Origin of the sequence: Streptomyces sp. NPDC021224, assembly GCF_044332905.1 — a bacterium.
Classification (GTDB): Bacteria; Actinomycetota; Actinomycetes; order Streptomycetales; family Streptomycetaceae; genus Actinacidiphila.
In genome coordinates, this window is sequence record NZ_JBIRPW010000010.1 from 16,295 (window position 1) to 42,635 (window position 26,341).

Sequence of the window (26,341 nt, forward strand, 5' to 3'; positions counted from 1 at the left end):
CGGCTGGCGGATCTGGTGGCCGCCGCGGGAAATGCCCCGGCCCCGTCACCATGTGCGGTGCTCCCGGATCCTGCACGAGGGGACGCGCACGGCGAACTGGTCGCCGAGCTGGGCGAGTTGCACGCGGGACACGGCGATCCGGACGCGCTGGTCGAAGCCTTCCGGGAGAGCGTGCTGCTGGTACCGATGGTCGAAGGCGGGTTGCATACGGCGACCTCGGGCGGTGTGCACTGGGTGTTCGCCTTCTCCGACGGCGCGGAGTTGGCGCGGTTCGCCGCCGGTACGCGTCCTCCCGCGGACCGTGGCGCAGCCGCGCCCGCGGGTGAGCACTCGGATGTGTCCGCCTGCGGGGACGTGGACTACGTGACCGTGCACGGGTGGCGGCTGCTCGACGAGGTCGTACCCGCGGTCGGCGCACCGGCCGGTGTGGCCCTTGACGTGGCAGGACGCCTGCCGATGCTCTTCCCGCCCGTCGTGGGCGTGGTGCGCGACGACGCGGCGGTGCACGCCGCCGCGTCGGGAGGTTCAGGAGGTTCGGGAGGTTCGGGAGGTGAGGACCGATGACCGGGGGCGGCGGCTACGACGTCGGGGAGGCGGCACTGCGGCAGACGGCCGCGGGGCTGGGCGGCGTGATCCACGAACTCCAGACGATGGGCCAGGAAGCCGCGGCGGACATCGGCCGCGGCTTCGACCACCTGAAACTGTCGGGCATGCAGGTCGGGCACGACGGGCTCACCGCCGCCCTCGACCGCTTCTGCGACCGCTGGGAGTGGGGGGTGCGCACCCTCGTCCAGGACGCCGACCGGACCGCGGAGCGGCTGGGCCTGGCAGCCGGCACGTACTACGAGATGGACCACTACGCGGGGCAGACCCTCAAGGTGGTCGCGGCCTCCGCCCTCGGCAACCCGGACCTGACGGAGGACCAGGAGGAAGCCATGCCCTGGAGCAGGATCGGCTCGGACAACCCCGTCGAGGACTTCCTCCACCCCGACCTCAGTGCCGCGTCGGCCCGGCAGGGCCTGTCCGACGTGGGGCAGACCTGGCAGGACACAGCCCGCGACATGGGCCGGAACCTCGTGTCGGAGACCGCAGCCGCAGTGACCGGAACGGGTGAGGAGTACGACCGCTGGCTCGCCGGGGGTCCGGCAGGCACGGACGGCGGGAGCAACCGGTCGCAGGGCGGCGACTGATGGGCATCGAGTGGCTCGTCGACGAGGCCGGCACCGTGGGCGGGCGGCTGCTGGACTCCGCCGAGCGCAAAACCGGCGCCCTGATCGACGACGACGCCCGCCTGGTGGCCGGCGGCCTCGACGCACTGGGTCTGCACGGAGCCGCCGACTGGGCCCTGAAGACCGGCGACCACATCGCCGACTCCCTCGGCGCGCACGTCCCGGAGATCGACCTCGGCGGCAGCGACGACCCCGGCGAACTGCTGCACGGCGACCCCGCGCGCATCCGCGCCACAGCCGGGCACCTACGGCGGTTGAACACCGCCTTCGACACCGGCCACCGCGGCATCTCGCGGCTCGGCGCCGACGGCTGGCTCGGCCAGGGCGGTGACGCCTTCCGCGCTGCCCTCACGCCCCAGCCCGCCGCCTGGGGCCGCGCCGCGACCGCGTGCCGGGACGCCGCCGACGCCCTGGAGCATTACGCGTCCACGGTGGACTGGGCGAAAGGCCGGGCCGCCGAGGCGGTACGCCTGTGGGAGAGCGGGGTCCGGGCTCGCAAGAAGGCCGCCGCCGCCCACGACGAGCAAGTGGCGCAGTACGAGGCGGCGCGGGCGGCGGGCGGAACGCCCACCGCGCCCGAGCCCTTCACCGACCCGGGGGCGGAGGCCCGGGAGGCCGCGCACGACATGCTCGTCGCCGCCCGCGAGCAGCGCGACTCCGTGGCCCGCTCCACCGCGGCCACGCTGCATTACGCGGCCGGACTCGCGCCGAAGATGCCGAGCTTCACGGACCGCCTGGCCGCCCGCACCGACGACCTGCTGAGCACCGTGCCGATCCGGCTGGAACACGTCGCCGGCGGCATGGTCCGCGCCGCGTGCGACGCCGTCCGCTTCACCCGAGGCCTCGACCCCTACGACCCGTACAACCTGACCCACCCCGCGCAATACCTGACCCACCTCAACGCCACGGCCGCCGGGCTCCTGGACCTCGCCGTACACCCCGAACGGCTCCCGTCCGCCGTCCTCGGCACCGGCTGGGGCCGCGACGCCGACGAGGCGGCAGGCCGGCTGTTCGCCAACCTCCTCTACGCCGCAGGCACGGACGGCGCCGCGGCCGCCCGCGCACGAGCCCCGGGCTGGCGCAGGGCGGTGCCCACGCACGGCACACCGCTGAAGGAGATCCGCGCGTCTCTACGCGGCGGCCCCGACGGACTCCAACCCGTCGACCCCGCAGACCAACGCGCCCTGGAGGCGGCGATCCCGCGCAACCGCAACGGCAGCTTCCAGCGCTACCCCGACCCACGCGGCCCATGGACGGCCCGCCTCAACGCCGGCGGGATGAGCGTGCCGGGCCGCTCCAACAACTGTGCGGATGCGGTGCGGTCGGCTTTGGAAACCTGGTACGGCAACCCGCAGGTTGCAGCGGCGAGGACGGTGTCGCCAATGCCGAACGGCACGCTGGACGTGCGGACAGCCGAGCAGCGAGGAGTGGAGAACGGCAACGCCTGGGGAGGCACAAGTATTCGCTACACGGGACCAGGCCCAAACGCCTACCAGGAAGTGGCTGACGAAATTCGCATCTCGGGGCATGGTTCAAGTGCTCTTGTGCACATCGAGTGGCCCCTGCAGGAGAACGGCGATCTCACCTCGCACGTCTTCACGGCTTTGAATCACGATGGACAGACCTTCTGGTTCGACCCGCAGTCCGGCGCTGTAAGTACCGAGCCGATTCACCTACAGGCTGCACACGTCTACCACTACGCCCTGGACCCTGATCGGCAACCCATCGTCACGGCCGGGACAGCGGTGGCCGACTCAGCGACCCCATGAATAGGAACCTCGTAACGGAAGGAACGGCCATTCCTATCAACGCCCAAGAGGCACAGCGTATTGCTGCCAGTCGCTATGGCTGCCAACTAGCAGACGGCAGCATGGCGCCGATGCTTGCCACCGAATTTGATGAGGGATTCATCGTGATGCCCTCATTCCCGTCTACAACGCCACTACCACCGCCGTGCCTGGGCGATCCCCCGCGAACGGACTCGCCCGGCGCCGCAGCCATCATCGTGGACAAGCAGACCGGCGAGATGACAGTGCTGCCCTACCACGGCGAGGAAGGAACCGCCGAGCTGTATCGGCGCTTTCGCGCTCAGCCACCGCCACCTCCCCCCGTGCCCAGCCCTCGCGGGCGCGCACGGCGTCGTTGGGGTTTCCGGAAGTCAGGGGAATCCGGCGGGTCCGGGACGGCGTGGCCGTAGAGCACAGCCTCTCCTACCAAGGGCGGCGTCTGCGGTCGCGGAGGACGATCGCCGTGGCGGTGACGAGCAGCAGGGCTGCGACCGCCCCGGCCACCAGGTAGTCCGCCGTGCGCTTCTCGCGGTGCCGGGCGGGATCGGCCACGGTGAGGGCGGCAGGGATCGCGGAGGCGTGATGCGGGCGTTCGGCCGGGTCCGGAGTTGGCGTCTCGATCGCCGTGGCGCCGTCGGTGAGCGCGCGGACGGGGTCCACCACACCCCAGCCGAGAAGCGCGTCGTGCCCTGGAGAGATGCGTTGCGCGGTTTGCTCGATCTGGGCGATCACCTCCGCCGCGGTCCACGTGGGGTGCTCGGCTCGGATCAGCGCGGCGACGCCCGCCACGTACGGGGCGGCGAAACTGGTTCCGTTGTCGAGGCACTGGCCACCGCCGGGCACCGTGGACAGTATGTCCACGCCCGGCGCGGCGACTCCGACGAAGTCGCCCGCCTGCGAAAAGGGGGCACGTTCGTTGTTGCGGTCCGAGGCGCCGACCGCCAGTACGCCGGGATAGCCGCCGGGGTAGGTGGTGCGGAATACACCGTCCGATCCGCCGTTCCCCGCGGAGGCGACGATCACGGCGTCCGCCGCCACGGCAGCCGCGACGGCAGCCGCCAGGCCAGGGGTGCCGCGCGGGGTGTCCTGGGAGATGTTGATGACCCCGGCGCCCTCGGCAACCGCCTTCCGCAGCGCGCGGGCCAGGCCGTCCACGGTTCCCGTCCCGTCCTCGCCCGCTTGCCGGAGCGAGATCAGGGTCGCCTCAGGAGCGAGTCCGACGAAGCCGGTCGCCGGGGAGGGCCGGGCCGCGATGATGCCTGCCACTTCCGTACCGTGGCCCACCGGGTCGGTGGTGCCGCGGCCGCCGGGGGCTGTCAGGTCGAGACTGCGCGAGACGTCGACCGCGGTGGCCAACTGCGGGTTCCGGGTGTCGATCCCGGAGTCGATCACGGCGACGGTCACACCCTTGCCCCGCGTGTTCTGCCACAGCCGGTTGAGCAGCACGCGTTGCAGCGACCACGGCGTCTGCGGAACGTCGGGGGCGGGGAAGGTGCATTCTCCGTCGCCGTCGAGGACCGGTGCGGTGTGCGCGGCAGGCGCAGCGGTCAGTGCGGCCGTCCCTGGACACCCCGTCACGACGGCGGCAATCACCGCAAGCGCCGTCGCCACGGGGGCCCGCCGCACGCGGGGGCAGCCCTCCACTGCCAGCCCAGGCATCGTCGTCAGCCGAAGTAGGACGCGGCCTTCCTGTCCGCCGCGTGGTAGTGGCCGCCGGCGATCTGCACCTTGCTCGCGATCGACTCCAGCACGTCGTGCATGTGATGTGTACGGTGCGCCCACTCGTGTGCGACGGCAAGGAAGGCGTGCTGTGCATCGCCCTCCCAATACCCGGCGACCGCGCGGACGCGTGTCAGCAGGTTGTCCAGGTCGCTCTGCAGTTGTGTGGCCTGATGCCTGATCACACCTGCGGCCTCGTCGAGGGAGGCGTAGGTGACTTTGAGCTGGCCGGGATCGAGCATGGATACCTCGTGGGTGTGGTGCGGCCGGCGTCGAGCGGACGGCGGCGGCAGGGGGCGCGGCGCGGTGTCAGAGGCCGGCGATGCCGCTTCCGGGGGCGCTGCCGTTGATGTCGATGCTTTTCATGTCCTGGAGGACGCCCTCCTCGGTGGCGGCGGCCGTGACGTTCGTGTCGCGCACGGCCTGCACGATCCTGCCGAGCAGCATCGCGAGCACGCGGTGGTCGTCGTTGATGAGCGCCTGCTGGGCATTGAAGGCGTTGGCGCCGATGCCGTGCCAGTGGCCTTCAAGGTTGTCGATCACGGCCTGGAGTGCCCGGACCTGGCGGTCCATCGAGCCCACCATGACGTCGAGATCGCTTTCGAGCCTGGCCAGCGAGGCGGTGGTGACTTTCATACCGGCTGTCACGACGCCCATTCCTCCCCCGCGCACATACTGTGCACGTAAAACCACGGATGGTCACCTTGCGTGTTCACTGTACCGGCGTTCCTCCGCCCAACCTCAACGTGACACCCTGCGAACCGAGTTGCTGACCAGTGCGCGATGAATGCGAGCCCCGGACGCCTCAGCGGATGACCGGCGGCGCCACGTCGTCGCGACGCGGTCCCCAGTCGCCCATGCCGAGAGGGCCGTCCGCACGCTCGGTGCCGTCGCGCTCTTCGCCTCTGTCGCCCGTTGTGCCTGTAGTGCCCAGAACACGAGGTGCGAAGACGGCGGCGGGAGCGGGGCCCACCACACCACCCGGTTCCGCTGCGAGGCGGCGTGCCTCCGTCGCGCCGGAGGCAGGTCGGCCGGCACCGTGGCCGCTCACCGTACCGACTGCGGGCGGCCGGGTGGGCGGCCCGTATCCACCGACAACGCCGTACGCGGCCACCCCCTGCGCGGGGTTGCCCGAAGCTGCCGGTTCATCGACGGGGCTGCCGCCGACGATGCCGTGGTTGTGGCCTGCGCGGGTGGGAGAAGCGTCCGGGAACGGCTCGTACGCGCCTCTCGGCTGCTTCTGCCGGGGGATTTTCCTCGACAGCTGCCATCCCGTTCCGGACGCCTCGACGTCGCCGGAACGGTGGACGAAGGGGCCGCTGGTGAGTGACGGGGCGACGTACCCTCCCGGAGGCGCGGGCGAGCCGGTGTGCAGGCCGTCACCGAACGGCGCACTGCCGCTCGGTCGCGGATCGGACCCCGCAGGCACCGGCACGTCCGCCGACTGCGTGCGCGTCAGAGGCGGCGCCTCGCTGGCATGTCCGGCCGCATCGCTGAGGGATGCCGCCACGGCGCCGCGCACGTGCGGTGGTTCGCCTGGGCTCGTCACGGCGTCGTCGTAAGCGACGCCGATCGGACGGGCCCGCCCGGCCGGGGGCACGAACGGCGACGGCATCGGTGGATACTCCGGCGCCTCCGCCGTGTTCATGACCGTCGCCGAGAGGGAGTACGCCTGCGCCAGCTTGCGCATCTGATCCGCCGCCTCGATGCGGGCGGCCTCCATCTCGGCGTGAGCGTGGGCCATCAGTGCCTGGGCGTCCGGGTCGTGGCGAACCGTCGGGTCGTTCCCGAGGCCGGTGAAGGTGCTCCGGGCGGCGGCCGGAACGGGCGGCATGTCGCGGGTGACCGTGCGCAGGGTGTCCGCCGCATGGGTGAGGGCCTTGGCGGTGGAGCGGGCGTAGTCGCTCAGCCCGAAGGTGGCGCGGGCGACCTTGCTGCCCCAGTCCCGGAAGGCGACGCCAGAGGCACCCTCCCAGTCGACGTAGGCGATGTGCCGGTCGAGGTAGGCGCCGATACGGGCGATGTCCTCGACGGCCCGGCCCAGGTGATCGCCGACGGACTCGATCGTCCCGGGGTCGGCGTGCCGGATCATGGCCAGCAGTTGCTCGTGCGAGCAGTTCTCGAAATCCGCCCGGCTCGGGTCCGCCGCCTGATCGTCCACGCGAGAGTTGCGGCTTCCTGTCATCCCGGGTTTCCCTCGCGCGTTTCGGTTCCGGCAGTTCCCGGCGTTCCGGCAGTTCCGACGGCTTCGGCATCGCGGTCCGGCCCTGGGCCATGGGCCGGACGGAGGAGCCGATCGCCTAGAGTCCGGAGCCTGCGCTGCGTGTCGAGGTCGACGTCCGCGAACGTCTTGTGCCCGATCCGCAGCGAAAGGCTCATGGCCTCGATCTGGTCGGCCAGCGTCTGTGAGAGCTGTTCGAACCGGCCGTGGACGTCTGTGTATGCCGCGGCCAGGTTCTCGGCCGCGCCGAATCCGGTACCGAACCGCGCGGAGGCGACGCGCTGCTCAGCGACGCGTTGCGGGGCGGCGTAGGAGGCGTCCAGATCGGCGAGCAGGGCGTCCACGCGGGTCCTGAAGGCGCGCAGATCCTCCAGGGCGACGTACAAGCCGCTGCCGCCACGGGATGCGCTCATCGGATGATCACTCCTGCCTCTTCGGTATTGACAGTCGCACTGTTCAACGCAGGCAGCTTGGCGGCGCGTTCGTACACGGCCACGTCACGATCCCTGTGGCCGAGCAGCGCTCCCGGTGTCCAGTACCGGGCCCCTGGGGAGGAGTTCGGACCACCCGATCGGGATCGGCAGCGGGTTGACGTCCGCGTAGCCCAGCCGGGTCGCGACCTCGTCGGTCGGGCGGCTCGCGTCAGCGGGGCCGCCGCCGGTACCGGTGCGGGGAACGGCGTAGCGCAGCCCCGTGTCGGTGACGAGGTAGCGGGTTCCCCCGCTGGTGTCGCTGCCGCTGACTTCCTGGTAAAGCAGGCCGCTTCCGGGTGTGACGTAGGCGGATGTGGTGCCTTCGACGACCCGCTCGGGATATTCCCGGCCGGTCCACATCCGCAGGCGCGGCGCGCTCGGCGCCACAGATGTGCCGTGGAGGACGACGCACACCACCTCACGGGGTGATTCGCCCGTCGTGGCGTTGACCTGGTGCGGGTCGCCGCGGGGCCAGTCGGCGGGGAGGAAGGCGGGTTGCGGGGCGGGCGGGAGGCTGCTTCTGACCGGGTCGGTCTGGGCGTTGGCCTGGAGCAGCAGGAGCGCCGCGAAGCGGGTGACGGGGGCGGCTCCGCGCCGCGTGACGACGTAGTACTCCTCACCGGCTGCCGACGTGGCCCGCAGCACGGTGCCGACGGTGGCGTGGCCGGAGGGCACTCCGCCGACCCGTACGAGGGTTCCGCGGCCTTCGACGGCCGGGAAGTCGACAGGCGTCCCCGAGGTGAGTGAGCCGAGCCAGTCGTCGGTCACGGTCTGCGGCCGCGGGTCCTCGCCGAAGAGGGTGCGGGGCAGCAGGTCCGCGTCCCCGCCGCCCTTGGCCCGACCGGCGGGCCCCGCCCTGCCGAGCCGGAATCTGGTGCCCCCGGCGTCGACGAGGTACTGCCTCGCCTGCTCGTCCTGTACGTAGAGCACTTGGTCGCCGGTCAGCAGGGACGGTCCGCCCACGTCTGCCGCCTCGTCGCGGCCGAGGACGAAGACGGCCTGGCGCACGGTCCGGCCGCTGCCGCCGTCCGGACGGTCGCAGACGGCCCAGACCTTCGCTTCGGCGGCGTCGGCGGGCCGGGGCAGGCGGTCGGGCGCGTAGGGGATGCCCAGCGGCGCGCCGTGCTCGATCCCGCTGTGGTCGAGTGCGGATTCCCTGACCTTGATGACGTCGTAGCCGCCGGGGTCGAGGAGCAGCCGCGCCGAGGCCATGTTGAGCACCGGGTGCAGTACGGGCTCATGGGTGCGGGAGTCGTTCAGCACGACGTAGCGGGTGGTGGATTCGTCGGCGACGATCACGTGCTTGCCGGGCGTGTCCCAGCCGGTCGGCGCGGAGGGTCTCATGAGGCCCCAGGCGCCGGATGCCGCGAGCAGTACGGCGCCGAGGACGGCTCCGGGCAGGAGGGCGTGCAGCGGGCGCGGGGCGCCGTCGTCGGAGCCCGCGGCCCCGGGGTGGAGAAAGGCCGCCACGACGCGCCTGCGCGCGAACCCGTGAGCGTTGAGCTGTTCCTTGCGTGAGGCCATGGTCCGGCGTTCTTCCTCCGGGGTGGTGTCCGCTGCGACGGATCCGGCACGCGTCGCCCTATGGGCGGGATCCACCCTCACTATGCCGGATGTGCCGAATGTCAGAGGGTGCCGCTACCGTGAGGGAAAGTCAGGGTGCGGCGGGAAAGGGGGTGTTGGGCATGCTTACGGGTACGGCATCGCGTCGTGGCGGCGAGGCGACCGCGGCGCCTCCCGCGCGTCCGAAGCCGCGCGCCGGGCGGACCGGCGTGCCGGGGCTGTGGCGCCTTGTGCTGCTGGAGGTTGCAGTGGCCCTGGTCCTGGTCGGCGCGGTCGCCGGGAGGACGGCGCCGGGTCTGCTCGGTCTGACGTCGGCGGTAGCGGTGGCCGCGGTTCTGGTGGCCGCGGCGACCGTGCACCACCGGGGTCTGCCGTTGCCCGAGCGGTCGGTCGCCGTGCTGGCGATGCGCCGGAGGCAGCGGCAGGCGGCGACGGACCCGGTGGGGTTGCTCGGCCTGGCGCTGGCACCGCTCGGCGCTTGCGCACCCGCGCTGCGGACGTACGCCTTCGCCGGACGCAGCGGGCGCCGCGTCGGGATGGTGGGCGACGGTACGTTCCTGACGGCGGTGCTGGTGGTGCGGGCGGACGACGCGCTCCTGCGCGCCGCACGGCCGTTGCCGTTGGGGCCGCTCCTCGACGCCTTGGAGGTCGAGGATGTGCGACTGGCGTCGGTGCAGGTGGTCCGGCAGGTACGCGCGGTTCCGGCCCCGCGTCCGGCACCGCGGGCACCGTCGCCGGATGCCGGCCTGCCGCACCATGGAATACGCGCCACCCGCGTCACCTGGGTGGCGTTGAAACTGGATCCGCACCTGTGCCCGGCAGCGGTTCTGGCCCGGGGCGGCGGGGTGGGCGGCGCCCAGCGCGCCGTGCTGCGGGCGGCGGACCATCTGGCGAGCCGTCTGGTGGGCGAGGGCTTCGACACGGCGGTGCTGGACGAGGAGGAGCTGATCGCGGCGCTCGCCGCCTCGGCATGCCTCGGTGCGGCGGAGGCAGCCCCCTCGGGCACGGGAAGTCGCAGAGGGACGGAGCAAAGCCGCGCGTGGCATTGCGACGGCCGCCGGCACACCACGTACGCGCTGGGCAACGCGCCCGCCGCCACACGGGCGGTCACCGCTCTCACATCGGTGCCGGCAACGGCGTGCACCTTCGCGCTGGCACTGGCCCGCGGGCCGGGAGGCGCGCGGACGGTCTGCGGATTTCTGCGGCTCACGACGGATACCGACGCCGAACTCATGGCGGCCTGCGATGCGTTGGAGAGCACGGCGGATCGGCACGGGGTGGAGCCCGCACGGCTGGACCACGAGCAGGTTCCGGGCCTGCTGGCCACGATGCCCCTGGGCGGCACCCGGTGACGGCCCCGGGACGGACAGGCCGGACAGCGGGCGATCCGCGGTCGGCCGCCTCGGAAGGGGCGTCGGCCCTCCGCACGGCGCGGCCGGGCCTCGGCCTGCCCGGTCCGCGGCGCGCTGCCGAGACCTGGTCGAGGTCCCAGCTGACGGGCCTGTCGCTGCCGCTCGGTGACGACGGCGTCCTGGCCGGGACGGACACTGCGGGCGACCCCGTGGTCCTCGGCCTTTTCCGGCCCACCCCGCTGGACGCCGTGGTGATCGGCAGCGTGTGGACGGCGCAACTGCTTGCCGTCCGCGCCGTCGAGGCGGGGGCGGAGGTCTCCGTGGAGTCGGCCCGCCCGCGGCTCTGGGCGCCCCTGGCGTCAGGGGCCGCGGCGGGGCGGTGGCGCCTCACGGTGTACGGCGTGGAGGAAGTCCCGCACCGGGAGCCGGGGTTGCGGAGCCCTGTCCTCGTCGTCCGGGACTGCGGGGCGCAGCCACCGCCGAGCACGCTCGCGCGGGCGCCCTGGCAGGCAGCGCTGACCCTGCTACCGTTCCTCGGCCCGCAGGCGGGAGAACTGGCGGCCGAGGCGGAACTGGTGGGCGTCCAGCGGGTCTCGCCACAGGAAGCGGAAGTCCTGGCCGGCACGCTGCGGTTGGACCCGCAGCAGACAGCAGCACTTCCCGGTCTCGACGACGACGCCGTGCTGTGGTGCACCGCGCGTCACCGGCGGTTCGCGCGACTGGCGCCGGCCCCCGACGAGTCGCAGCTGCTGGGCGAGGCCCGGCGTATCGACTGAACGAGCCCCCCTCCGCCGGGGAACACGCCCCGAGGCGGAACCGCACGCCCCCGCACCACGGTCTCCCACGGTGGCGGCGAACGGGCCCCGGAGAACGCGGCAATGTCCCCCGCGGTGCGGGTATATACCGAGCGAGGGAAACACTCGGCGCAGGCGCCGACGGATCCCCGCAGCGTCCGCCCGCCTGCCACCGGGCCCTCCTGCGGGGACGAGCGGAAGCCGGAACAAGACGGCCTGACAACGGACGTACCCCGGCGATTAGGCTGTCCGTCGAGAGCGGCAGGAAGCGGCGGAGGGCCTCGCCCTGCGGCGTACGGGGCGGGGAGAGCTACGGGGCAACTCCCCGACGCAGACCGGGAGGCACAGTGAACAGCGATCGGGACGACAACCGCGCGGGCGGGGCCGCCCCTGTCGACGCACCGGCCGAAGGCGACGTGACGGGCGAATACCGCTTCGATTTCACCCCGCCGGCCTGGTACATGCAGAACGGCAGCGGGGGCGCGGACGAGGAGGAGCCGGAGGAGGCCGGGCCCGTCACGCCCGCGGCCCCGGCGTCGCCCGGCCCCGAGGCCGCGGTACCGGAATCCGGCCCATCCGCGGTGGAAGAGGCCCCGCGGGTGCCGGTCTGGGAACCGCTGCCGCCGCGCGCTCCGCAGGAATCCGCCTCGGGTCCCACCGCGTTGGCCGGCGCCGGATCCTGGTCGGCCACCGCCGTACCGCTGCCGGCCGTGTCCACCGACCCGGCCGAGCAGCCGGTCTGGTCCGGGATCCCGGTCACGTCGGTGGTCTCGGTGCAGGTGACCGCGCCCGACCGGGCGGAAGCGGAACCCGCTGTGGAGACCGCGCCGGAAGCGGAAGAAGAGGCAGCGCCCGCGCCGTTCACGGCGCAGGGGCAGGGGGAGGAAGCAGAGCCGGAGGAGCCGGGGGGCCGCGCCACCGTGCGGTTCTCCGCGGCGGCCCTGCGCCAGGAGATCGAGGAGCGTGCCGGGGTGCGGATCGAGGACGTGGGGCAGGCGGGTCCACTCGGGCCGCCGCGCCCGACGGGAGAGCCGGAGGACGCCGTGCCCGAGCCGCCCGCGGCCGAGCCCGCGCCCGAGCCCGAGGACGCCCGACGGGAGGCCCCGGCGCCGCCCGCCGCCGCACCCGAGCCGGAGGACGCGCGACCTCATGTGCCCGTCTGGACTCCGCTGCCCCAGCCGCCTGTGGCGGAACCCGCGCCCTGGGCCCCGCCCGGTCCGCAGAGTGCGATGCCGCCGCTGCCGCCGCACTTCGAACGTGCGGAGCCGCAGCCGCCTACGCCGGAGTCCTCGCAGGCCTTCCCGGAGCCCGCCGCCCCGCCTGTGGCACAGAGCGCACCGCCGCCGAGCACACCCCCGCAGGGTGCGCCCCCGCAGACTGCACCGCCGCAGGGACCCGCCGCCGCGTATCCCCCGCCGCAGGGGCCGGCCGCCGCCTACCCGCCGCCGCAGGAGCCTGCCGCCTACCCCGCGCCGGGGCCCGCGGCCCCCGTCCCGTACCCGGGTCAGGGCTACCCCGCACCCGTGCCGCCCGCCCCGGCCCAGCCCGAGGCACAGAGCGGTTACGGCTTCCCGCAGCCCGCACAGAACCTGCCCACGCCCGCGCCCGCCCCGGCTCCGCCCGCTCCCGAGCCCGCCCCGGCCCCCGCCGTGGTCGAGCCCGCCCCGCAGAGCGGCTACGGCTTTCCGCAGCAGGCCCCGCACCTGCCCGCTCCGGCGCAGTCCGGCCCCCAGAGCGGCTACGGCTTCCCGCCCGCCCCGCAGGGTCAGGGCGTGGTGCCGACCGGGCTGCCGCAGCAGCCAGCGCCCGTGGACGCCGGACCGGTGGTGCCGCCGCAGGGCGGTTACGGCTTCCCGCCGGCCCAGCACCCGGCGCACGCGCAGGGCGCGGCGGCCGAGCCGGAGGCGGCGGGACCGCTGCCTCCGCTGCCCGCGCAGGGCGGTTACGGATTCCCGCAGCAGCCTCCCGCGCAGAACCTCCCGGCTCCTTATGCCGCGCCACAGGGGCCGGCGGCCGTCCCGGGGCAGGTCCCCGGACAGTTCCCGGCGCCGGGACCTGTGCCGCCGCAGGGCCAGATCCCGGCACCGGGCCCCGTGCCCGCTCCCGTACCGGATCCGCGGCAGCAGAACGACCCCGCGGGGCAGGCACAGGCGCACGCCTTCGGCCAGCCTCAGGCGCAGCAGCCCGCTCCTCCTCCCGCAGGTCCGGTGGACCCGCGGTCCGGCGGCTGGCCGACGGTGACGCCGGATCAGCGGCAGCGCACCGCGCAGGGCGGGGCCCCGCTGGGCTATACGGCGGCCGTCGAGCTGTCGTCCGACCGCCTGCTGCGCAACCAGCCCAAGCCGCGGAAGCCCGGGGCCAACGCGCAGCCGAGCCGTTTCAAGCTCGGCGGCAAGAAGGAGGAGGCGGAGCGGCAGCGCAAGCTGGAGCTGATCCGCACCCCGGTGCTGTCGTGCTACCGGATAGCCGTGATCAGCCTCAAGGGCGGCGTCGGGAAGACGACGACCACGACGGCGCTCGGGGCGACGCTCGCGAGCGAGCGGCAGGACAAGATCCTGGCGATCGACGCGAACCCGGACGCAGGCACGCTCGGCCGCCGCGTGCGCCGGGAGACCGGCGCGACGATCCGCGACCTGGTGCAGGCGATCCCGTATCTCAACAGCTACATGGACATCCGCCGCTTCACCTCGCAGGCGCCCTCCGGGCTGGAGATCATCGCCAACGACGTGGATCCGGCGGTGTCGACGGCCTTCAGCGACGAGGACTACCGCCGGGCGATCGACGTGCTGGGCCGGCAGTATCCGGTGATCCTCACCGACTCGGGCACCGGCCTGCTCTACAGCGCCATGCGTGGGGTGCTCGACCTGGCCGACCAGCTGATCATCGTGTCGACGCCGTCGGTCGACGGTGCCTCGAGTGCCAGCACGACGCTGGACTGGCTGTCGGCGCACGGCTACGCCGACCTGGTGGCGCGCAGCATCACGGTGATCTCGGGGGTGCGCGAGACCGGCAAGATGATCAAGGTCGAGGACATCGTGGCGCACTTCCGGACCCGCTGCCGCGGTGTGCAGGTGGTGCCGTTCGACGAACACCTGGCGGCCGGTGCCGAGGTGGACCTGGACATGATGCGGCCCAAGACCCGGGAGGCCTACTTCCACCTCTCGGCGATGGTCGCCGAGGACTTCGCCCGGGCACAGCAGGCGCAGGGGCTGTGGACGGGTGACGGCCAGAGCCAGCCGCCGCAGCTCGCGCCGCCGATGCCCGGGCAGTACGGGGCCGCCCCCTACGCCGGAGCGCCGGCCGGCTACCCGCCGCCGGGTCAACCGGGTCAGCCCGCACAGCCGGCTCAACCGGGTCAGCCCGTCCCGCCCGCGCAGCCGCAGCAGCCGTACGGCCAGCCCCCGATGCCGCCCGGTCAGTTCCCGCCCGCGCAGTACGGGGCTCCGGCGCAGGCTCCGCAGGGGTATCCGCCGCCCGGTCCCGCGGGCCAGCCGCCGGCCGCGCCGTTCCAGCCGCAGTCGCCTCAGCCGCAGGCACCCCAGCCGCAGCAGGGCTGGCCGGCGCCGCAGCAGGGCGCCGAGCAGGGGTACGGCTACCCGCCGCCGCCTCCCCCGCAGCAGTAACGGCCGCGGGCCGCCCGGCCGGAGCGTGCCGGGCGGCTGCGCGCAGCTCACGCGGTCATCGGGCCGTCGCCGTGGACACCCACGGCGACGGCCCTTGGCGTGTACGGGTTCTCGGGGTCGGAATACCCCGGCGGTCGTACGCCGGGTCCCCCCGGGGATGCAGTGGCGCGGGGGAAGAATCCGCCCGTGGTCCGTCGCGGACGGGGTCGGCGAGAACGGACGATAGGGACATCCTGATCGTCCGTACCGCGCACCTCACGAGGACCAGTCATGATCGAGGCCCACGCACTGACCAAACGCTACGGTGAGCGCACCGCCGTGTCCGACCTCAGCTTCACCGTCCGCCCGGGTGCCGTGACGGGTTTCCTCGGGCCGAACGGTGCGGGCAAGTCGACCACGATGCGCATGATCCTCGGGCTCGACGCGCCGAGTTCGGGATGGGCGACGGTCAACGGCAAGCGGTACGCGGAGCACCGGGCACCGCTGCACGAGGTCGGCGCGATGCTGGAGGCGCGCGCGGTCCACACCGGTCGCAGCGCGTACAACCACCTGCTGGCGCTCGCCGCGACGACCGGAATCTCCCGTCGCAGGGTGGACGAGGTGGTCGACATCGTCGGCCTGCGCGACGTCGCGCGCGAGCGGGCGGGCGGATTCTCCCTGGGCATGGGCCAGCGGCTCGGTATCGCCAGCGCGCTGCTCGGTGATCCGGCGACGCTGGTGCTGGACGAGCCGGTGAACGGCCTGGATCCCGAGGGGATTCTGTGGATCCGCAACCTGCTCAAGGGGCTTGCCGCAGAAGGCCGGACGGTCCTGCTGTCCTCGCATCTGATGTCGGAGATGGCGCTGACGGCGGAGCATCTGATCGTGATCGGCCGGGGCCGGCTGATGGCCGACGTGTCGGTGGCGGAGTTCGTCACGGCAGCGGGCGGCACCGTACGGGTACGGACGGACGAGGCGGCGCGGCTGCGAGGCCTGCTCGCGGGACCGGACATATCGGTGAGCTCCACCGAGCGCGACGTCCTGGAGGTCACAGGTCTGAGCAGCGACCGGATCGGCCGCACGGCGGCGGACGCTGGGATCGCCCTGGCCGAACTGACACCTCGGCAGGCGTCTTTGGAGGACGCCTTCATGGAGATGACGCGGGGGGCGGTCGAGTACCAGGCCGGCCCCGCACACGAGCGGGAAGGACAGCCGGCATGAGTACGACGACGGGCACGGCCGTGACGGGCGGCTTCCCTCCCCCGGTCCTGACGACCGGCGAACGCGGCGAAGTGACCCAGCTTCGGGTGCTGCACTCCGAGTGGATCAAGATGCGCAGTCTTCGCTCCACGTTCTTCACCCTGATAGCCGCCGTGGTGGCGCTCGTCGGGCTCGGTGCGCTGTTCGCGGCCTTCACCGCGGGCCACTGGGATCACATGAGCGCACGGGAACGGGCGAGCTTCGAGCCCGGCATCACCAGCCTGCGCGGGTTCTTCCTGGCACAGCTCGCGGTGGGCGTGTTGGGGGTGCTGATGGTCAGCGGGGAGTACGCGACGGGAACGATCCGGGCGTCTCTCACGGCGGTGCCGCGCCGACTGCCCGTGCTGTGGGCGAAGGCCGCGCTCTACGCGGTGGTCGTGTGGGGGCTGATGACGGCGGGCGCGTTCCTCGCCTTCGCGGTCGGGCAGGCCCTGCTGTCCTCCCAGCATGTGCAGACGTCGTTGGGCGCCCCCGGGGAGCTGCGCCAGGTGATGGGCGTCGGGCTGTATCTGACCGTCGTGGGGCTGCTCGGGCTGGCGATAGGCGCTCTCATCAGGAACACGGCGGGCGGCATAGCCACGGTGTTCGGCCTGCTGCTGGTGGTGCCGGTCCTCGCGGAGGCGCTTCCCACCTCGTGGGCCAACCACATCGACCAATGGCTACCGAGCAACGCGGGCCAGTCCGTTCTCACCCTGCACCGTGAGGCGCATACGCTGGCGCCGTGGACGGGATTCGCGGTGTTCTGCCTGTACGCGCTGATGGCGCTCGCGGCTGCCGCGGTGCTGTTGCGGCGACGCGACGTATGAGGGCGGCGCCGTGACGGTGGCACCACAGCTTCCCGGCGGTACGACGCCGGGGAGGGCGGAGGGGCCGGGCGCGGCGGTACGGGGGCCGGGGTTGCCGGGGACGCTGTCGCCGGACGGCGGTTCGCCCGCGGTCTCGGTGCGGCTGTGGTGGCGGGGCGAGGAGGCCGTGGGACGGGCGAGGGTGCGGGCGGAGCGGGTGGCCCGGGAGGGTTACGCGTGGGTCGGAACGTGGCTGCGGTTGTCGCCCACGGCGGTGGACGCGGTACTGGCGACGGGGCTGTTCATGGCGACGGTGGCGGCGCTGCGCGTACCCATCGGCGACCGGCCGGCGCTGCTCCTGCCGTTGCATGCCGCCCTGGTACTGCCGCTGGTCCGGCGGCGGCGCGCTCCGATGACGGTGTTCTGCTGCATCGCGGGAGCGGCCTTCGTCCAGTGGGCGTGCGATGTGCGGATCCCGACCGACATCACACTGCTGCTGGCCCTCTACGCGGTGGCCGCCTACAGCACCCGGCGCCGTACGCTGCTGGCCTTCGGCCTGCTGGAGCTCGGCATCCTGCTGGCCACCCTGCGGTGGTCGGTGCACGACCGAGGCACGGGGACGTTCGTGTCGCTGTCGGCGATGGCCACCGCAGCGATGGTGCTCGGGCTGAACATGCGCAGCAGGCGGGACCGGCTGGCGGCGCTGGAGGACCGGGCGGTGCGGCTGGAGCGGGAGCGGGACCAGCAGGCGCAGCTGGCCGTGGCCGGGGAGCGGGCCCGGATCGCCCGGGAGATGCACGACATCGTGACCCACAACCTGTCGGTCATGGTGGCGCTCGCGGACGGTGCGGCCTTCGCGCAGCAGCAGTCGCCGGAGCGGGCGACGGCCGCGATGCGGCAGGTGTCGGCGACCGGACGGCAGGCGATCACGGACATGCGGCGCTTCCTCGGAGTGCTGCGAGCCGACGAGCCCGACGCGCTGCGGCACCCGATGCCGGGTATCGGCCGGCTCCCGGCACTGGTGGAGCAGGTGCGGGCGGCGGGGCTGCCGACCCGGCTGAGTGTGACGGGTGATCCGGCACCGGTTCCGGCGGCGGCTCAGCTGACGGTCTACCGGCTGGTGCAGGAGGCACTGACCAATACGCTCAAGCACGCCCCCGCGAAGACCCGGGCGGATGTGCGGATCGGCTGCACTCCGGAGGAGGTGACCGTGACGGTGACCGACGACGGCGCGGGCGCGGGGCCCGTACCCGACCCGGGGCGGCCCGCGGGGCACGGGCTGCACGGAATGCGGGAGCGTGCTGCGGCGTACGGCGGGCGACTCACGGCTGGGCCGCTGCCCGGCGGTGGCTGGCAGGTGGCCGCCGTTCTCACCCTGACGAATCCGGAGGAGTTGTGACCGCAGAATCAGCACCGGCGACCGCTCGGCAGGGGACGGCTTCCCCCGCGACGGTACAGGCGGCTCCGGCGATCCGGGTGCTGCTGGTGGACGACGAGCCGTTGCTGCGCATGGCCTTCACCATGGTGCTCGACGCGCAGGCCGACATGGCCGCGGTGGGCGAGGCCGGCGACGGGGCGCAGGCGGTGCGGATGGCGCGGCAGTTGCGTCCGGACGTGGTGCTGATGGACGTGCGGATGCCGGGTACGGACGGGATCGAGGCGACGGCGAGGATCGTCGAGAGCTGCCCGCAGTCGCGGGTGCTGATCCTGACGACCTTCGACCTGGACGAGTACGCGTTCGCCGGGCTGCGCGCGGGAGCGTCCGGCTTCCTGCTGAAGAACGCGCTGCCCGAGGAGCTGCTGACCGCGATCCGCTCGGTGGCCGCGGGTGACGCGGTGGTGGCACCGCGGATCACCCGGCGGCTGCTGGAGCACTTCGCCCACCAGCTGCCCGCGGCGGGCGGAGCGGAGGGGCTGGAGAGCGCCGAGCGGCTGTCGCGGCTCACGGCCCGGGAGCGCGAGGTGCTGGTGGAGGTCGGCCGGGGCCTGTCCAACACCGAGATCGCGGCGTCGCTGCATCTGGCGGAGGCCACGGTGAAGACGCACTTCAGCCGGATCCTGGTCAAGCTGGAGCTGCGTGACCGGGTCCAGGCGGTGGTCTTCGCGTACGAGTCGCGGCTGGTCCACCCGGCCTGAGCCGCGGGCACGGTCCCGTCAGGCGGGGAGAGGGCCCTGCGCGGCGGGGTCCCCGGCCTGGTCGGCGGCGGTGACGAGATCGCGGGCCCGCTTCACGTCGTCCGCCATACGTTCCAGCAGCGCCTCGATCGTGTCGAACTTCTCCATGCCCCGCAGGTAGGTGAGGAAGTCGACGGCGACGTGCAGCCCGTAGAGGTCCAGGTCGACGCGGTCGATGGCGTAGGCCTCGACGGTCCGGGCGGTGCCGTCGAAGGTCGGGTTGGTGCCGACCGAGATCGCGGCGGGCATGGCCTCGTCGCCGACCCGCAACCAGCCCGCGTAGACGCCGTCGGCGGGAATCGCGGTGTGCGGCAGCGTCTCGACGTTGGCCGTCGGGTAGCCGAGGTCGCGGCCGCGCTGCGCGCCCCGGACGACGACGCCCTCCACGCGGTGCGGGCGTCCCAGCACCTCCGCGGCGCCCTCGACGTCGCCCGCGCCGATGAGCCGCCGGGTGAGGGACGAGGAGAAGGGTTCGCCGCCGCCGGCCTCGCCGCGCACGAACAGGTCGACGACCTCCAGCTCGTAGTCGTACTTGAGGCCCAGTGCGGAGAGGAACTCCACGTCACCGGCCGCCTTGTGGCCGAAGCGGAAGTTGGGGCCCTCCACGACATGGCGGGCGTGCAGGCCGTCCACCAGGACCGTGCGGATGAAGTCGCTCGGCGACAGCTGGGAGAACTCGCTGGTGAAGGGGAGGATCAGCAGGGCGTCCACGCCCAGGGCGGCGACCAGCTCGGCGCGGTGGTGGTGCGCGGAGAGCAGCGGCGGGTGGCTGCCCGGCCGGACGACCTCGCTCGGGTGCGGGTCGAAGGTCACGACCACCGAGGGAAGCCCCAGCTCGCGCGCCCGCTGCACCGCACGGCCCATGATCAGCTGATGGCCGCGGTGGACTCCGTCGTAGGAACCGATGGTGACGACGCAGCGCCCCCAGTCACCGGGAACGTCGTCCAATCCCCGCCAGCGCTGCACCTTGACGCTCCGCTTCCTCGCTGAATCACTGACTCTCACTTTTCTGCAAGGCCAAGACTGCCATGCCGGTGCCCGCAGGCGCGCGTCCCCCCTGGACGGCGGCCCGCGATTCGGCGCACATCCGCCCGGCGGCCCGGCGCAGGAGGGCCGTCCGCCGCCCGCGGGTCACGGGGTGCGGGCGAGGCGGCGGCGGGCGCTGGGGCCGAGCAGCGGGTCCCAGACGGCCGTGTCCGTCAGCCAGGTCAGCAGGAGCCGCGCGAAATCGGGGGTCGTGGCGGCCAGTTCGACGACGCGGCTGTCGAAGCGCGCGGCGCCCTCCGGGGTGCGGCCGAGCAGCAGCGCGACCCGGCGGACCAGGTCGTGGGTGAGCGGCGGTGGCCTGCGGCCCGCGCCGTCCGCCGCGGCGGTGAGGAGCGCGTCGAGCACGTCGGGGTCACGTTCGGTCTCCAGCGCGACGTCCAGCAGTTCCTGCCGCAGCGGGCGGGACAGATGGCTCCCCGGCGCGGCCAGGACGGCCACCAGGGCGCCGCGGACGGGGGCGGGGTGGTCCCGCAGCAGCGCGGTGGTCAGCGGCAGCACGACCGACCGGACGCCGGGGCCCTGTTCGAGCCGCACGTCCAGGAAGCGGGCGGCCCCCGCCGCGCCCGAGGGGCGGTACCGCAGGTGGTCCTGGACCAGCGCGGCCGTCCGGCGTGCGAGCGCCGGTTCGGTCACGGCGGCCAGCTCCGCGAGGAGGTCCGCCTCGTCACGGCCGGGCGACGCGGCCCGCAGCCGGGTCCGGAAGGCGGCGAGTACGGGCTCGGGGTGGGTCGGCAGGGCGGCGGCCAGTGCGGCGGCGGGCAGCCGCGGGTCGGCGGCGGCGAAGCGGTCGAGCGCGGCGGGCAGATGGCGGCCGCGGGTGGCCGGGTCCCGGACCAGCATGCCCAGCGCGGCGCCGTGCAGCGAGGCGTCGCCGGGCCGGGACAGGAGGGCGAGCGCGGCGTAGCGCAGCAGTTCCCGGTCGGCGCCGGAGCGGACGGCGAGCGCGGTGCGGGGCCCGTACGCGGCCGCCGCCGCGTGGCGTACGGGGCGCGGATCGTGCGCCCAGCGGTCCACGGCGCGGCACACCGCCGAGGGCTCGTCCTCGGCGAGCGCGGCGAGCAGCTCGTCCGCACACGGGTGTGCGGCGGCGACCAGGGCCTCGGTCAGATCGTCGACGGCGAGCCCCCGGTGGGTGTGCAGCAGGGCCTGAGCGGCCGATGCCACGGTCAGCCGCGGCCCCGGCATGCCCGGCGACGCCTGGAGCGGGCGGTCGTCGTCGAACCAGCCGCACACGACGGGCAGCACCGCGGCGGGCGCCGCGCACAGCAGGCCGGCCACGGCGGTCAGGAAGCGGTCGGCGCGGTCCGGGCCACCGGAAGCGCCGCCACCGGCCCGGCCACCCGGGAAGCCACCCGACGAACCGCCGGGCGGGCCACCCGGCGGCCCGTCCGCGGGGAGCAGCAGGCGCAGCAGGTCGAGGCGCTCGGCGAGCGGCAGCCGTACCCGGCGCCAGAACCACGGCCCGAAGTCGCCGAGGGCGCCCATGCCCTCCGGGGTGAAGCCGCCGCGCTCGACGGCGCGGACCGCGACGCGCGCGGCCAGGTCGCGCAGGACGCCGAGGCACACCGCGGCGTCCGGCAGCCGCAGCAGCACCTCGCGCAGCAGATGCGCCGCCCACCACAGGGCGTCGTCCTGCCGTTCGGCGGGGCCCGGCGCGGCCACCCGCCCGGCGGGAGCCACCTCCTCCGGCCACCCGCCCGGCTCGCCGTCCTGCCGCCACGCCTGCGCGGACCCGGCGGTCGGGCGGGCTCCCGGTCCTCCGCGGCCTGCGGGCCGCCAGGCCGCCGTGCCCGACCCGCTGCGGGTCGTACCGCCACCGGCCGGGAGGGCCGTAGCGCCCGCCGCGGACGCGGCAGGTCCGCCGTGCGGCAGCTCCCACACCCCTCCCGCCGGGCCGCCCGTCGCGCCCCAGCCGGGCCAGGGCGGCGGCTCCTGGGTGCGGCCACCGCGCGGCGAGCGCCGTCCCGGACGGGTCGGCGGGCGTTCCTCGATGCCCCGGGCCAGCCATCCGGGCAGACCGGCCGGAGGCACGGGGATTCCGGGGGCGGAGGAGGCCGCAGGGGGCGCGGGGGCCGCGGGAAGGACGGGGTGCGGCGAGCGCGGGTCGGGGACGGTGTCCGCGTACAGGTCCAGATCGAGTCCGGGGGCGGGAGGAGGTGGCGGCGCGGGCTTGCGCGGCGCGCAGCGGGTGGGTGGCGGGGTCCGCCGGTCCAGTGCGCGGAGCAGGCCGGTCAGATGCCGGCGGAGCGCTTCCGGCGGAGCCGCCAGCAGCCCCTGCACCACAGGGCCCGCACGGTGCCGCGGGACGGGCAGGGAGCGGGGCGCCGACGGCGGCGCGACCGGCGGGGCGGGCGGCACCGGCGGCAGCTGCCCCGCGCGGGCCGCCGGACGGGACGGCAGCCGGACCGGTGCTTCGGCGGCGGCCGCGGGGGGAAGCGCGAACCAGCGGTGCACCAGGGCGTGCAGGGCCGCGTCCAGGTCCAGGTGCAGGGCCTGGAGCCAGTCGGCGGCCTCCTCGTGGGCGAAGCGGTAGCCCGCGCCCGCGGGCACGAGCAGGCCCTCGGTCAGCACGGCCGAGGCCCAGCCGGTGCGCCACGGGAAGAGCTCCTCGAAGGCCTCGCGGTCCAGTTCGCCCTGGCCGGGGCCGAGGCAGCGCCGGGCGGCCTCGTGGACCTGCCCGGCGACCCGCGCGGCCAGCCGTCGCACCCCGCCGCCCCGCACCGGGGGCTCGGCGGCGGCGGCGAGCCGTACCGCGACGCGCAGGCACACCAGGTCCAGGTGCGCGGCGAAGACCTCCGCCCGTGAGGGGCTGCCGCCGGCGTCCTCCGGCAGGGCGGCACGCACCTCGGACAGCAGGCGCAGCGTGAGCGGGTGCGCCGCGTCGGCCTCGCCCAGCGCGCCCTCGGGCACGCCGTAGCGCAGCCGCGCGGCCGCGGCCTGCGGGCCGTCCAGGTCGCCGAGCCGCAGGCACGCGGGCAGTGCGGGGGCGCCGTGCGCGTGCGGCGGGCCCGGCGGCCCGTACAGCAGCGCGGGCGGGAGCAGCCGCCCGGCGCGGTCCCAGAACTCCGGGCGGCAGGCGACGACCAGCCGCGCGTTCCCCGCGCGCAGCCAGTCCGCGGTGCCCGCCGCCCAGTCGGCGAGCGCGTGCGCCAGGACCGGCGGCATCTCCTCCGGCGCGTCCAGCAGGACCAGCAGCGGCCGGCCCGCGGCCCTGGCCAGCGCCGCGACCGCGTCCGGCGAGGCGTACGGCGGCTCGCCGGACGCCCCGGCCCCGACGATCCGGGCGGCGGTGCGCAGCGAGCGCTCCACCGCGTCCCGCACCCCGCCGTCCGCGGGCCGCAGTTCCGCGCCGCGCAGCCACACGGTCGGTGCGGGCAGCGGGCCGCGGGCCCGGCGGGCGGCGAGCCGGGCCAGCTCCGTGGAGCGGCCGCTGCCCGGCTCGCCGACCAGGCCCAGCACCAGCGGGGCGTCGTCGCCGAGCGCGAGGAATTCCCGGAGCACGACGGCCACGTCGGGACGCGCGACGGGCTCGCGCCACTCCCCCGGGCCGGTCGCGGTGCCGACCGAGGTCGCGGTGAGCTGCAGGGCCCCGGCGAGGTTGAGGTGCGGACCGTAGCCGGGAACGGTCGTGGCGTTGCGGTCCAGCAGCTCGGCGAGGGCGGGCGGGGCGCCCGCGCGGCGCAGCGGCAGCGCGAAGCCCGCCGCCCGGTGGCCGGTGTGCAGCGCCGTCGCGACGACGCCGAGCACCGCGCCGGTCGCCGCGTCGATCACCGGCGCGCCCGAGGCCTGCGGCGCGACCCGGCACATGTCCGCGCCGTCCAGGGCGAGTTCGTAGACGTTCTCGATCAGGTGGAAGCGGTCGGTCGCGGTGTAGGTCACCGCGGCCGCGCCGATGACCGCGCCGTCCGTGCGGTGCGGCAGCCGGACCCGTATCCGCCGCTCGGGGTGGGCGGGGCCGCCCACCGCCACGGGGAGCGGCGGCACGCCCAGGCCCTCGGTGGCCACCAGCGCGAGGCCCTGCTCGGGCAGCGGGGTGATCGCGGCGGACTCCGCCAGGCAGAGCCGGCCGCCGGGGGCGTGCAGGACGAGGCGGGCGAGGCCGTCGACCGCCTCGTGGCTGGTCACCATCGTGCCGTGGGCGTCGGCGAGGAAACCGGTGCCGCGGGGGCGGCCCGCGAGGTCGCAGACACGGATCAGGGCGGAGTCCGGTCCGCCGTTCTTCGCTGCCGCCACTGTCACTGTCATCCGGACGTCGCCTCCCCCCGTGCTGCCGTGCCCCGTTCGTCCCGCTTCGACGGTACGGCGCGATGTGTCGCCGGACGACACTTCGAGGGGGGTTACGCCACCTGTGCGCCGCGGTTTCGCGCCGCGCGCTCCGCCATTCGGGGGGCTGCCGCTTGCCCGTTCCGCCGCCGGACGCTCCGGGATGCCGTTCGCGGCGGTGCCGCGGCCGTCCGTCGGCGGGGGTTGCGCGCGCAGTTCCCCGCGCCCCTTCGACGCGCTCGGCCCGCGCCGTCGACATCCTCCCCGAGGGCTGCCACGACTCGCCGTCGAGGGACCTTCACCACGGTGGGGGTTGCGCGCGCCGTTCCCCGCGCCCCTGATGCGTCACGCCCTCCGCAGGGGCAGCGCCTCGAAGGGGCGCGGGGAACGGCGCGACAGGCCCCCACCCGCGGAAGGTCGCGGCACCACCGCAAGGGGCAGCCCGAGGCGAAAGGGGCGCGGGGAACGGCGCGCGCGACCCTCACCCGCGGACGGCGGCTGCACAGCCGCAAGGGACAGCCCGGGGAGGGAACCTCAGGAGGGGAAGCCCGCGAGGATGCGGGCCTGGCCCTCGTGGGGTTCGACGAGGGCCAGCAGGCGGCCGTCGGGCGCGAAGGCGGCGGTCGGGCCGGGAGGCAGGTCGGGGACGGCGATGCGGACGCCGTGGGAGAGGAGCTGCGCCTGGTCGGGATCGACGTCCCAGCGGGGGAAGGCCGCGGCCGCTGCGTCCTCCAGGGGGAGGACGGCGAAGTCGTCGGCCAGCTCGTCGAGGGTGCGCGCGCCGGTCAGGTCGTAGGGGCCGACCCGCGTACGGCGCAGCGCCGTGAGGTGCCCGCCGACGCCGAGACCCGCTCCCAGGTCGCGGGCCAGCGCGCGGATGTACGTACCGGACGAGCAGACCACCGTGACGTCCAGGTCGAGGACGCCCTCGTCCGGCGCGCCGGGCCGTACGTCCTGGACGGTGAAGGAGTGCACGGTCACCGGGCGGGCCGCGAGCTCGAACTCCTCGCCCTCCCGGACCCGGGTGTAGGACCGGACGCCGTTGACCTTGATCGCGCTGACCTTCGACGGCACCTGCTGGATGGGCCCGGTGAGCGCGGCGATGCCCGCGTCGAGGGCCTCCCGGGTGACCGCGGCGACGGCCGCGGGCGGCGCGGAGTCGGTGACCTCGCCCTCCGCGTCGTCGGTGACGGTGTTCCGGCCGAGCCGGATGGTGGCCCGGTACTCCTTCTCGGTCAGCGCGAGGTGGCCGAGCAGCCGGGTGGCCTTCTCGACGCCGACGATCAGCACACCGGTCGCCATGGGGTCGAGCGTGCCGGCGTGGCCGACCCGGCGGGTGCCGGCGAACCGGCGCACGCGGGAGACCACGCCGTGCGAGGTGAGCCCGCCGGGCTTGTCGACGACGACGAGCCCGGACGGGGCGGTGGGACGCGTCATGCCTGCGACGTACCGCCCTCGGTGCCCTTGTCCTGCGGAGCCGCCGAGTCGTCGTCGGGCCCGTCCTCTTCTGCGTCGTCGAGGTCCGCGTCGTCGAGGTCCGCATCGGTGTCCGCGGGCTTGCGGTACGGGTCGGCGTCCCCGGCGTACTGCGCGTCCGTGGCGGTCTTGCGGACCTCCTCGTCGGCCGCCCGCGCCTTGGCGAGCAGGTCGTCGATGGTGCGCGCGTTGTCCGGCAGGGCGTCGGCCACGAAGGCCAGGGTGGGCGTGAAGCGCACCCCGGTCTGCCGTCCGACCTCGGACCGCAGCACGCCCTTGGCGCTCTCCAGGGCCGCGGCGGAGGCCGCCCGCTCCTCGTCGTCGCCGTAGACCGTGTAGAAGACCGTCGCCTCCCGCAGGTCGCCGGTGACCCGGGTGTCGGTGATCGTCACGTAGCCCAGCCGCGGGTCCTTGATGCGTCGCTGCAGGGTCTCGGCGACCACGACCCGGATGCGGTCGGCCAGCTTGCGCGCCCGCGCGGTGTCGGTCATCGTCTTCTTCTCTCTCTGTCCTGGTTCGTCGTGCTCGGCGGCGGGGAGGCGGCGCGGGCGGCCGCCGCCGGGCCGTCACCGGCCGGGCGGCGGGCTCCCGCCCG

20 protein-coding genes are annotated in these 26,341 nt (G+C 74.6%); 10 read left to right on the plus strand and 10 right to left on the minus strand.

Features of this window, described 5'->3' with window-relative positions; all coding sequences use genetic code 11:
- The first annotated feature begins 57 nt into the window (after positions 1-57).
- The 3 genes from ACH4PY_RS24225 to ACH4PY_RS24235 are packed head-to-tail and all read left to right on the plus strand — an operon-like array spanning position 58 to position 2,998.
- Positions 58-564, plus strand: coding sequence for a hypothetical protein (locus tag ACH4PY_RS24225; protein ID WP_398186551.1), 507 nt, complete (start codon positions 58-60; stop codon positions 562-564).
- Positions 561-1,190 carry a hypothetical protein gene (locus ACH4PY_RS24230; protein WP_398186554.1) on the plus strand — a complete coding sequence of 210 codons (630 nt, stop codon included), beginning with the start codon at positions 561-563 and terminating at the stop codon, positions 1,188-1,190. The genes ACH4PY_RS24225 and ACH4PY_RS24230 overlap by 4 nt, the downstream gene beginning before the upstream one ends.
- The gene (locus ACH4PY_RS24235) at positions 1,190-2,998 is read left to right on the plus strand and encodes a putative T7SS-secreted protein (RefSeq protein ID WP_398186556.1); all 1,809 of its coding nucleotides are present in this window, start codon (positions 1,190-1,192) and stop codon (positions 2,996-2,998) included. The genes ACH4PY_RS24230 and ACH4PY_RS24235 overlap by 1 nt, the downstream gene beginning before the upstream one ends.
- 441 nt (positions 2,999-3,439) lie before the next feature.
- On the opposite strand, the gene mycP is transcribed toward ACH4PY_RS24235, so the two are convergent.
- The 6 genes from mycP to eccB all read right to left on the minus strand — a co-directional run bounded on the left by mycP (position 3,440) and on the right by eccB (position 8,953).
- Entirely contained in the window at positions 3,440-4,675 is a 1,236-nt protein-coding gene (gene mycP, locus ACH4PY_RS24240; protein WP_398186559.1) for a type VII secretion-associated serine protease mycosin, read from the minus strand.
- Positions 4,676-4,680: 5 nt separating this feature from the next.
- Positions 4,681-4,977: a WXG100 family type VII secretion target gene (locus tag ACH4PY_RS24245; RefSeq protein WP_398186562.1), complete on the minus strand. Its 297-nt coding sequence runs from the start codon at positions 4,975-4,977 to the stop codon at positions 4,681-4,683.
- Positions 4,978-5,044: 67 nt separating this feature from the next.
- Entirely contained in the window at positions 5,045-5,383 is a 339-nt protein-coding gene (locus tag ACH4PY_RS24250; protein ID WP_398186564.1) for a WXG100 family type VII secretion target, read from the minus strand.
- A gap of 157 nt (positions 5,384-5,540) precedes the next feature.
- Positions 5,541-6,896, minus strand: a complete 1,356-nt coding sequence (locus ACH4PY_RS24255) for a hypothetical protein (RefSeq protein ID WP_398186566.1) — start codon at positions 6,894-6,896, stop codon at positions 5,541-5,543.
- Positions 6,897-6,916: 20 nt separating this feature from the next.
- A complete protein-coding gene (locus ACH4PY_RS24260; RefSeq protein ID WP_398186568.1) occupies positions 6,917-7,369 on the minus strand; it encodes a hypothetical protein in 453 nt (150 codons plus the stop codon).
- An 84-nt stretch (positions 7,370-7,453) separates the two neighbouring features.
- Complete coding sequence (eccB, locus tag ACH4PY_RS24265) at positions 7,454-8,953, minus strand: type VII secretion protein EccB (RefSeq protein WP_398186570.1); 1,500 nt, start codon at positions 8,951-8,953, stop codon at positions 7,454-7,456.
- 119 nt (positions 8,954-9,072) lie between these two features.
- Between eccB and eccE the strand changes: the two genes are divergently transcribed.
- The 7 genes from eccE (at position 9,073) to ACH4PY_RS24300 (ending at position 18,921) form a co-directional block, all read left to right on the plus strand.
- A complete protein-coding gene (gene eccE, locus ACH4PY_RS24270) occupies positions 9,073-10,344 on the plus strand; it encodes a type VII secretion protein EccE (protein ID WP_398186573.1) in 1,272 nt (423 codons plus the stop codon).
- On the plus strand, positions 10,341-11,120 hold the full coding sequence (locus tag ACH4PY_RS24275; RefSeq protein ID WP_398186575.1) for a hypothetical protein: 780 nt from the start codon (positions 10,341-10,343) through the stop codon (positions 11,118-11,120). Before eccE ends, ACH4PY_RS24275 begins: the two co-directional genes overlap by 4 nt.
- A 365-nt stretch (positions 11,121-11,485) precedes the next feature.
- Entirely contained in the window at positions 11,486-14,761 is a 3,276-nt protein-coding gene (locus ACH4PY_RS24280) for an SCO5717 family growth-regulating ATPase (protein ID WP_398186578.1), read from the plus strand.
- 270 nt (positions 14,762-15,031) lie between these two features.
- Positions 15,032-15,961 carry an ATP-binding cassette domain-containing protein gene (locus ACH4PY_RS24285; protein WP_398186581.1) on the plus strand — a complete coding sequence of 310 codons (930 nt, stop codon included), beginning with the start codon at positions 15,032-15,034 and terminating at the stop codon, positions 15,959-15,961.
- Positions 15,958-16,806, plus strand: coding sequence for an ABC transporter permease (locus ACH4PY_RS24290; protein ID WP_398186583.1), 849 nt, complete (start codon positions 15,958-15,960; stop codon positions 16,804-16,806). The genes ACH4PY_RS24285 and ACH4PY_RS24290 overlap by 4 nt, the downstream gene beginning before the upstream one ends.
- A 10-nt stretch (positions 16,807-16,816) precedes the next feature.
- Positions 16,817-18,184 carry a sensor histidine kinase gene (locus ACH4PY_RS24295; RefSeq protein ID WP_398186586.1) on the plus strand — a complete coding sequence of 456 codons (1,368 nt, stop codon included), beginning with the start codon at positions 16,817-16,819 and terminating at the stop codon, positions 18,182-18,184.
- 71 nt (positions 18,185-18,255) lie between these two features.
- Positions 18,256-18,921 (plus strand): response regulator, encoded by a 666-nt coding sequence (locus tag ACH4PY_RS24300; protein ID WP_398187071.1) that lies wholly within the window; start codon positions 18,256-18,258, stop codon positions 18,919-18,921.
- A gap of 18 nt (positions 18,922-18,939) precedes the next feature.
- Here the strand turns inward: ACH4PY_RS24300 and ACH4PY_RS24305 are convergent, their stop codons facing one another.
- From ACH4PY_RS24305 to rbfA, 4 genes are all read right to left on the minus strand, one after another.
- The gene (locus ACH4PY_RS24305) at positions 18,940-19,926 is read right to left on the minus strand and encodes a bifunctional riboflavin kinase/FAD synthetase (RefSeq protein ID WP_398186589.1); all 987 of its coding nucleotides are present in this window, start codon (positions 19,924-19,926) and stop codon (positions 18,940-18,942) included.
- Positions 19,927-20,091: 165 nt separating this feature from the next.
- Positions 20,092-24,252 carry a trypsin-like peptidase domain-containing protein gene (locus ACH4PY_RS24310; RefSeq protein ID WP_398186592.1) on the minus strand — a complete coding sequence of 1,387 codons (4,161 nt, stop codon included), beginning with the start codon at positions 24,250-24,252 and terminating at the stop codon, positions 20,092-20,094.
- Between the two features lie 552 nt (positions 24,253-24,804).
- The gene (gene truB / locus ACH4PY_RS24315) at positions 24,805-25,707 is read right to left on the minus strand and encodes a tRNA pseudouridine(55) synthase TruB (RefSeq protein WP_398186595.1); all 903 of its coding nucleotides are present in this window, start codon (positions 25,705-25,707) and stop codon (positions 24,805-24,807) included.
- Positions 25,704-26,237, minus strand: a complete 534-nt coding sequence (gene rbfA, locus ACH4PY_RS24320; RefSeq protein WP_398186597.1) for a 30S ribosome-binding factor RbfA — start codon at positions 26,235-26,237, stop codon at positions 25,704-25,706. Before rbfA ends, truB begins: the two co-directional genes overlap by 4 nt.
- Positions 26,238-26,341: the final 104 nt, after the last annotated feature.

Excerpts from the sequence above, each read along its gene's own strand:
- ACH4PY_RS24285 (WP_398186581.1), top strand. The coding sequence starts at position 15,032 with ATGATCGAGGCCCACGCACTGACCAAACGCTACGGTGAGCGCACCGCC.
- ACH4PY_RS24290 (WP_398186583.1), top strand. The coding sequence starts at position 15,958 with ATGAGTACGACGACGGGCACGGCCGTGACGGGCGGCTTCCCTCCCCCG.
- ACH4PY_RS24245 (WP_398186562.1), bottom strand. The coding sequence starts at position 4,977 with ATGCTCGATCCCGGCCAGCTCAAAGTCACCTACGCCTCCCTCGACGAG.
- rbfA (WP_398186597.1), bottom strand. The coding sequence starts at position 26,237 with ATGACCGACACCGCGCGGGCGCGCAAGCTGGCCGACCGCATCCGGGTC.
- truB (WP_398186595.1), bottom strand. The coding sequence starts at position 25,707 with ATGACGCGTCCCACCGCCCCGTCCGGGCTCGTCGTCGTCGACAAGCCC.
- eccB (WP_398186570.1), bottom strand. The coding sequence starts at position 8,953 with ATGGCCTCACGCAAGGAACAGCTCAACGCTCACGGGTTCGCGCGCAGG.
- ACH4PY_RS24260 (WP_398186568.1), bottom strand. The coding sequence starts at position 7,369 with ATGAGCGCATCCCGTGGCGGCAGCGGCTTGTACGTCGCCCTGGAGGAT.
- mycP (WP_398186559.1), bottom strand. The coding sequence starts at position 4,675 with ATGCCTGGGCTGGCAGTGGAGGGCTGCCCCCGCGTGCGGCGGGCCCCC.
- ACH4PY_RS24235 (WP_398186556.1), top strand. The coding sequence starts at position 1,190 with ATGGGCATCGAGTGGCTCGTCGACGAGGCCGGCACCGTGGGCGGGCGG.
- ACH4PY_RS24310 (WP_398186592.1), bottom strand. The coding sequence starts at position 24,252 with ATGACAGTGACAGTGGCGGCAGCGAAGAACGGCGGACCGGACTCCGCC.
- ACH4PY_RS24230 (WP_398186554.1), top strand. The coding sequence starts at position 561 with ATGACCGGGGGCGGCGGCTACGACGTCGGGGAGGCGGCACTGCGGCAG.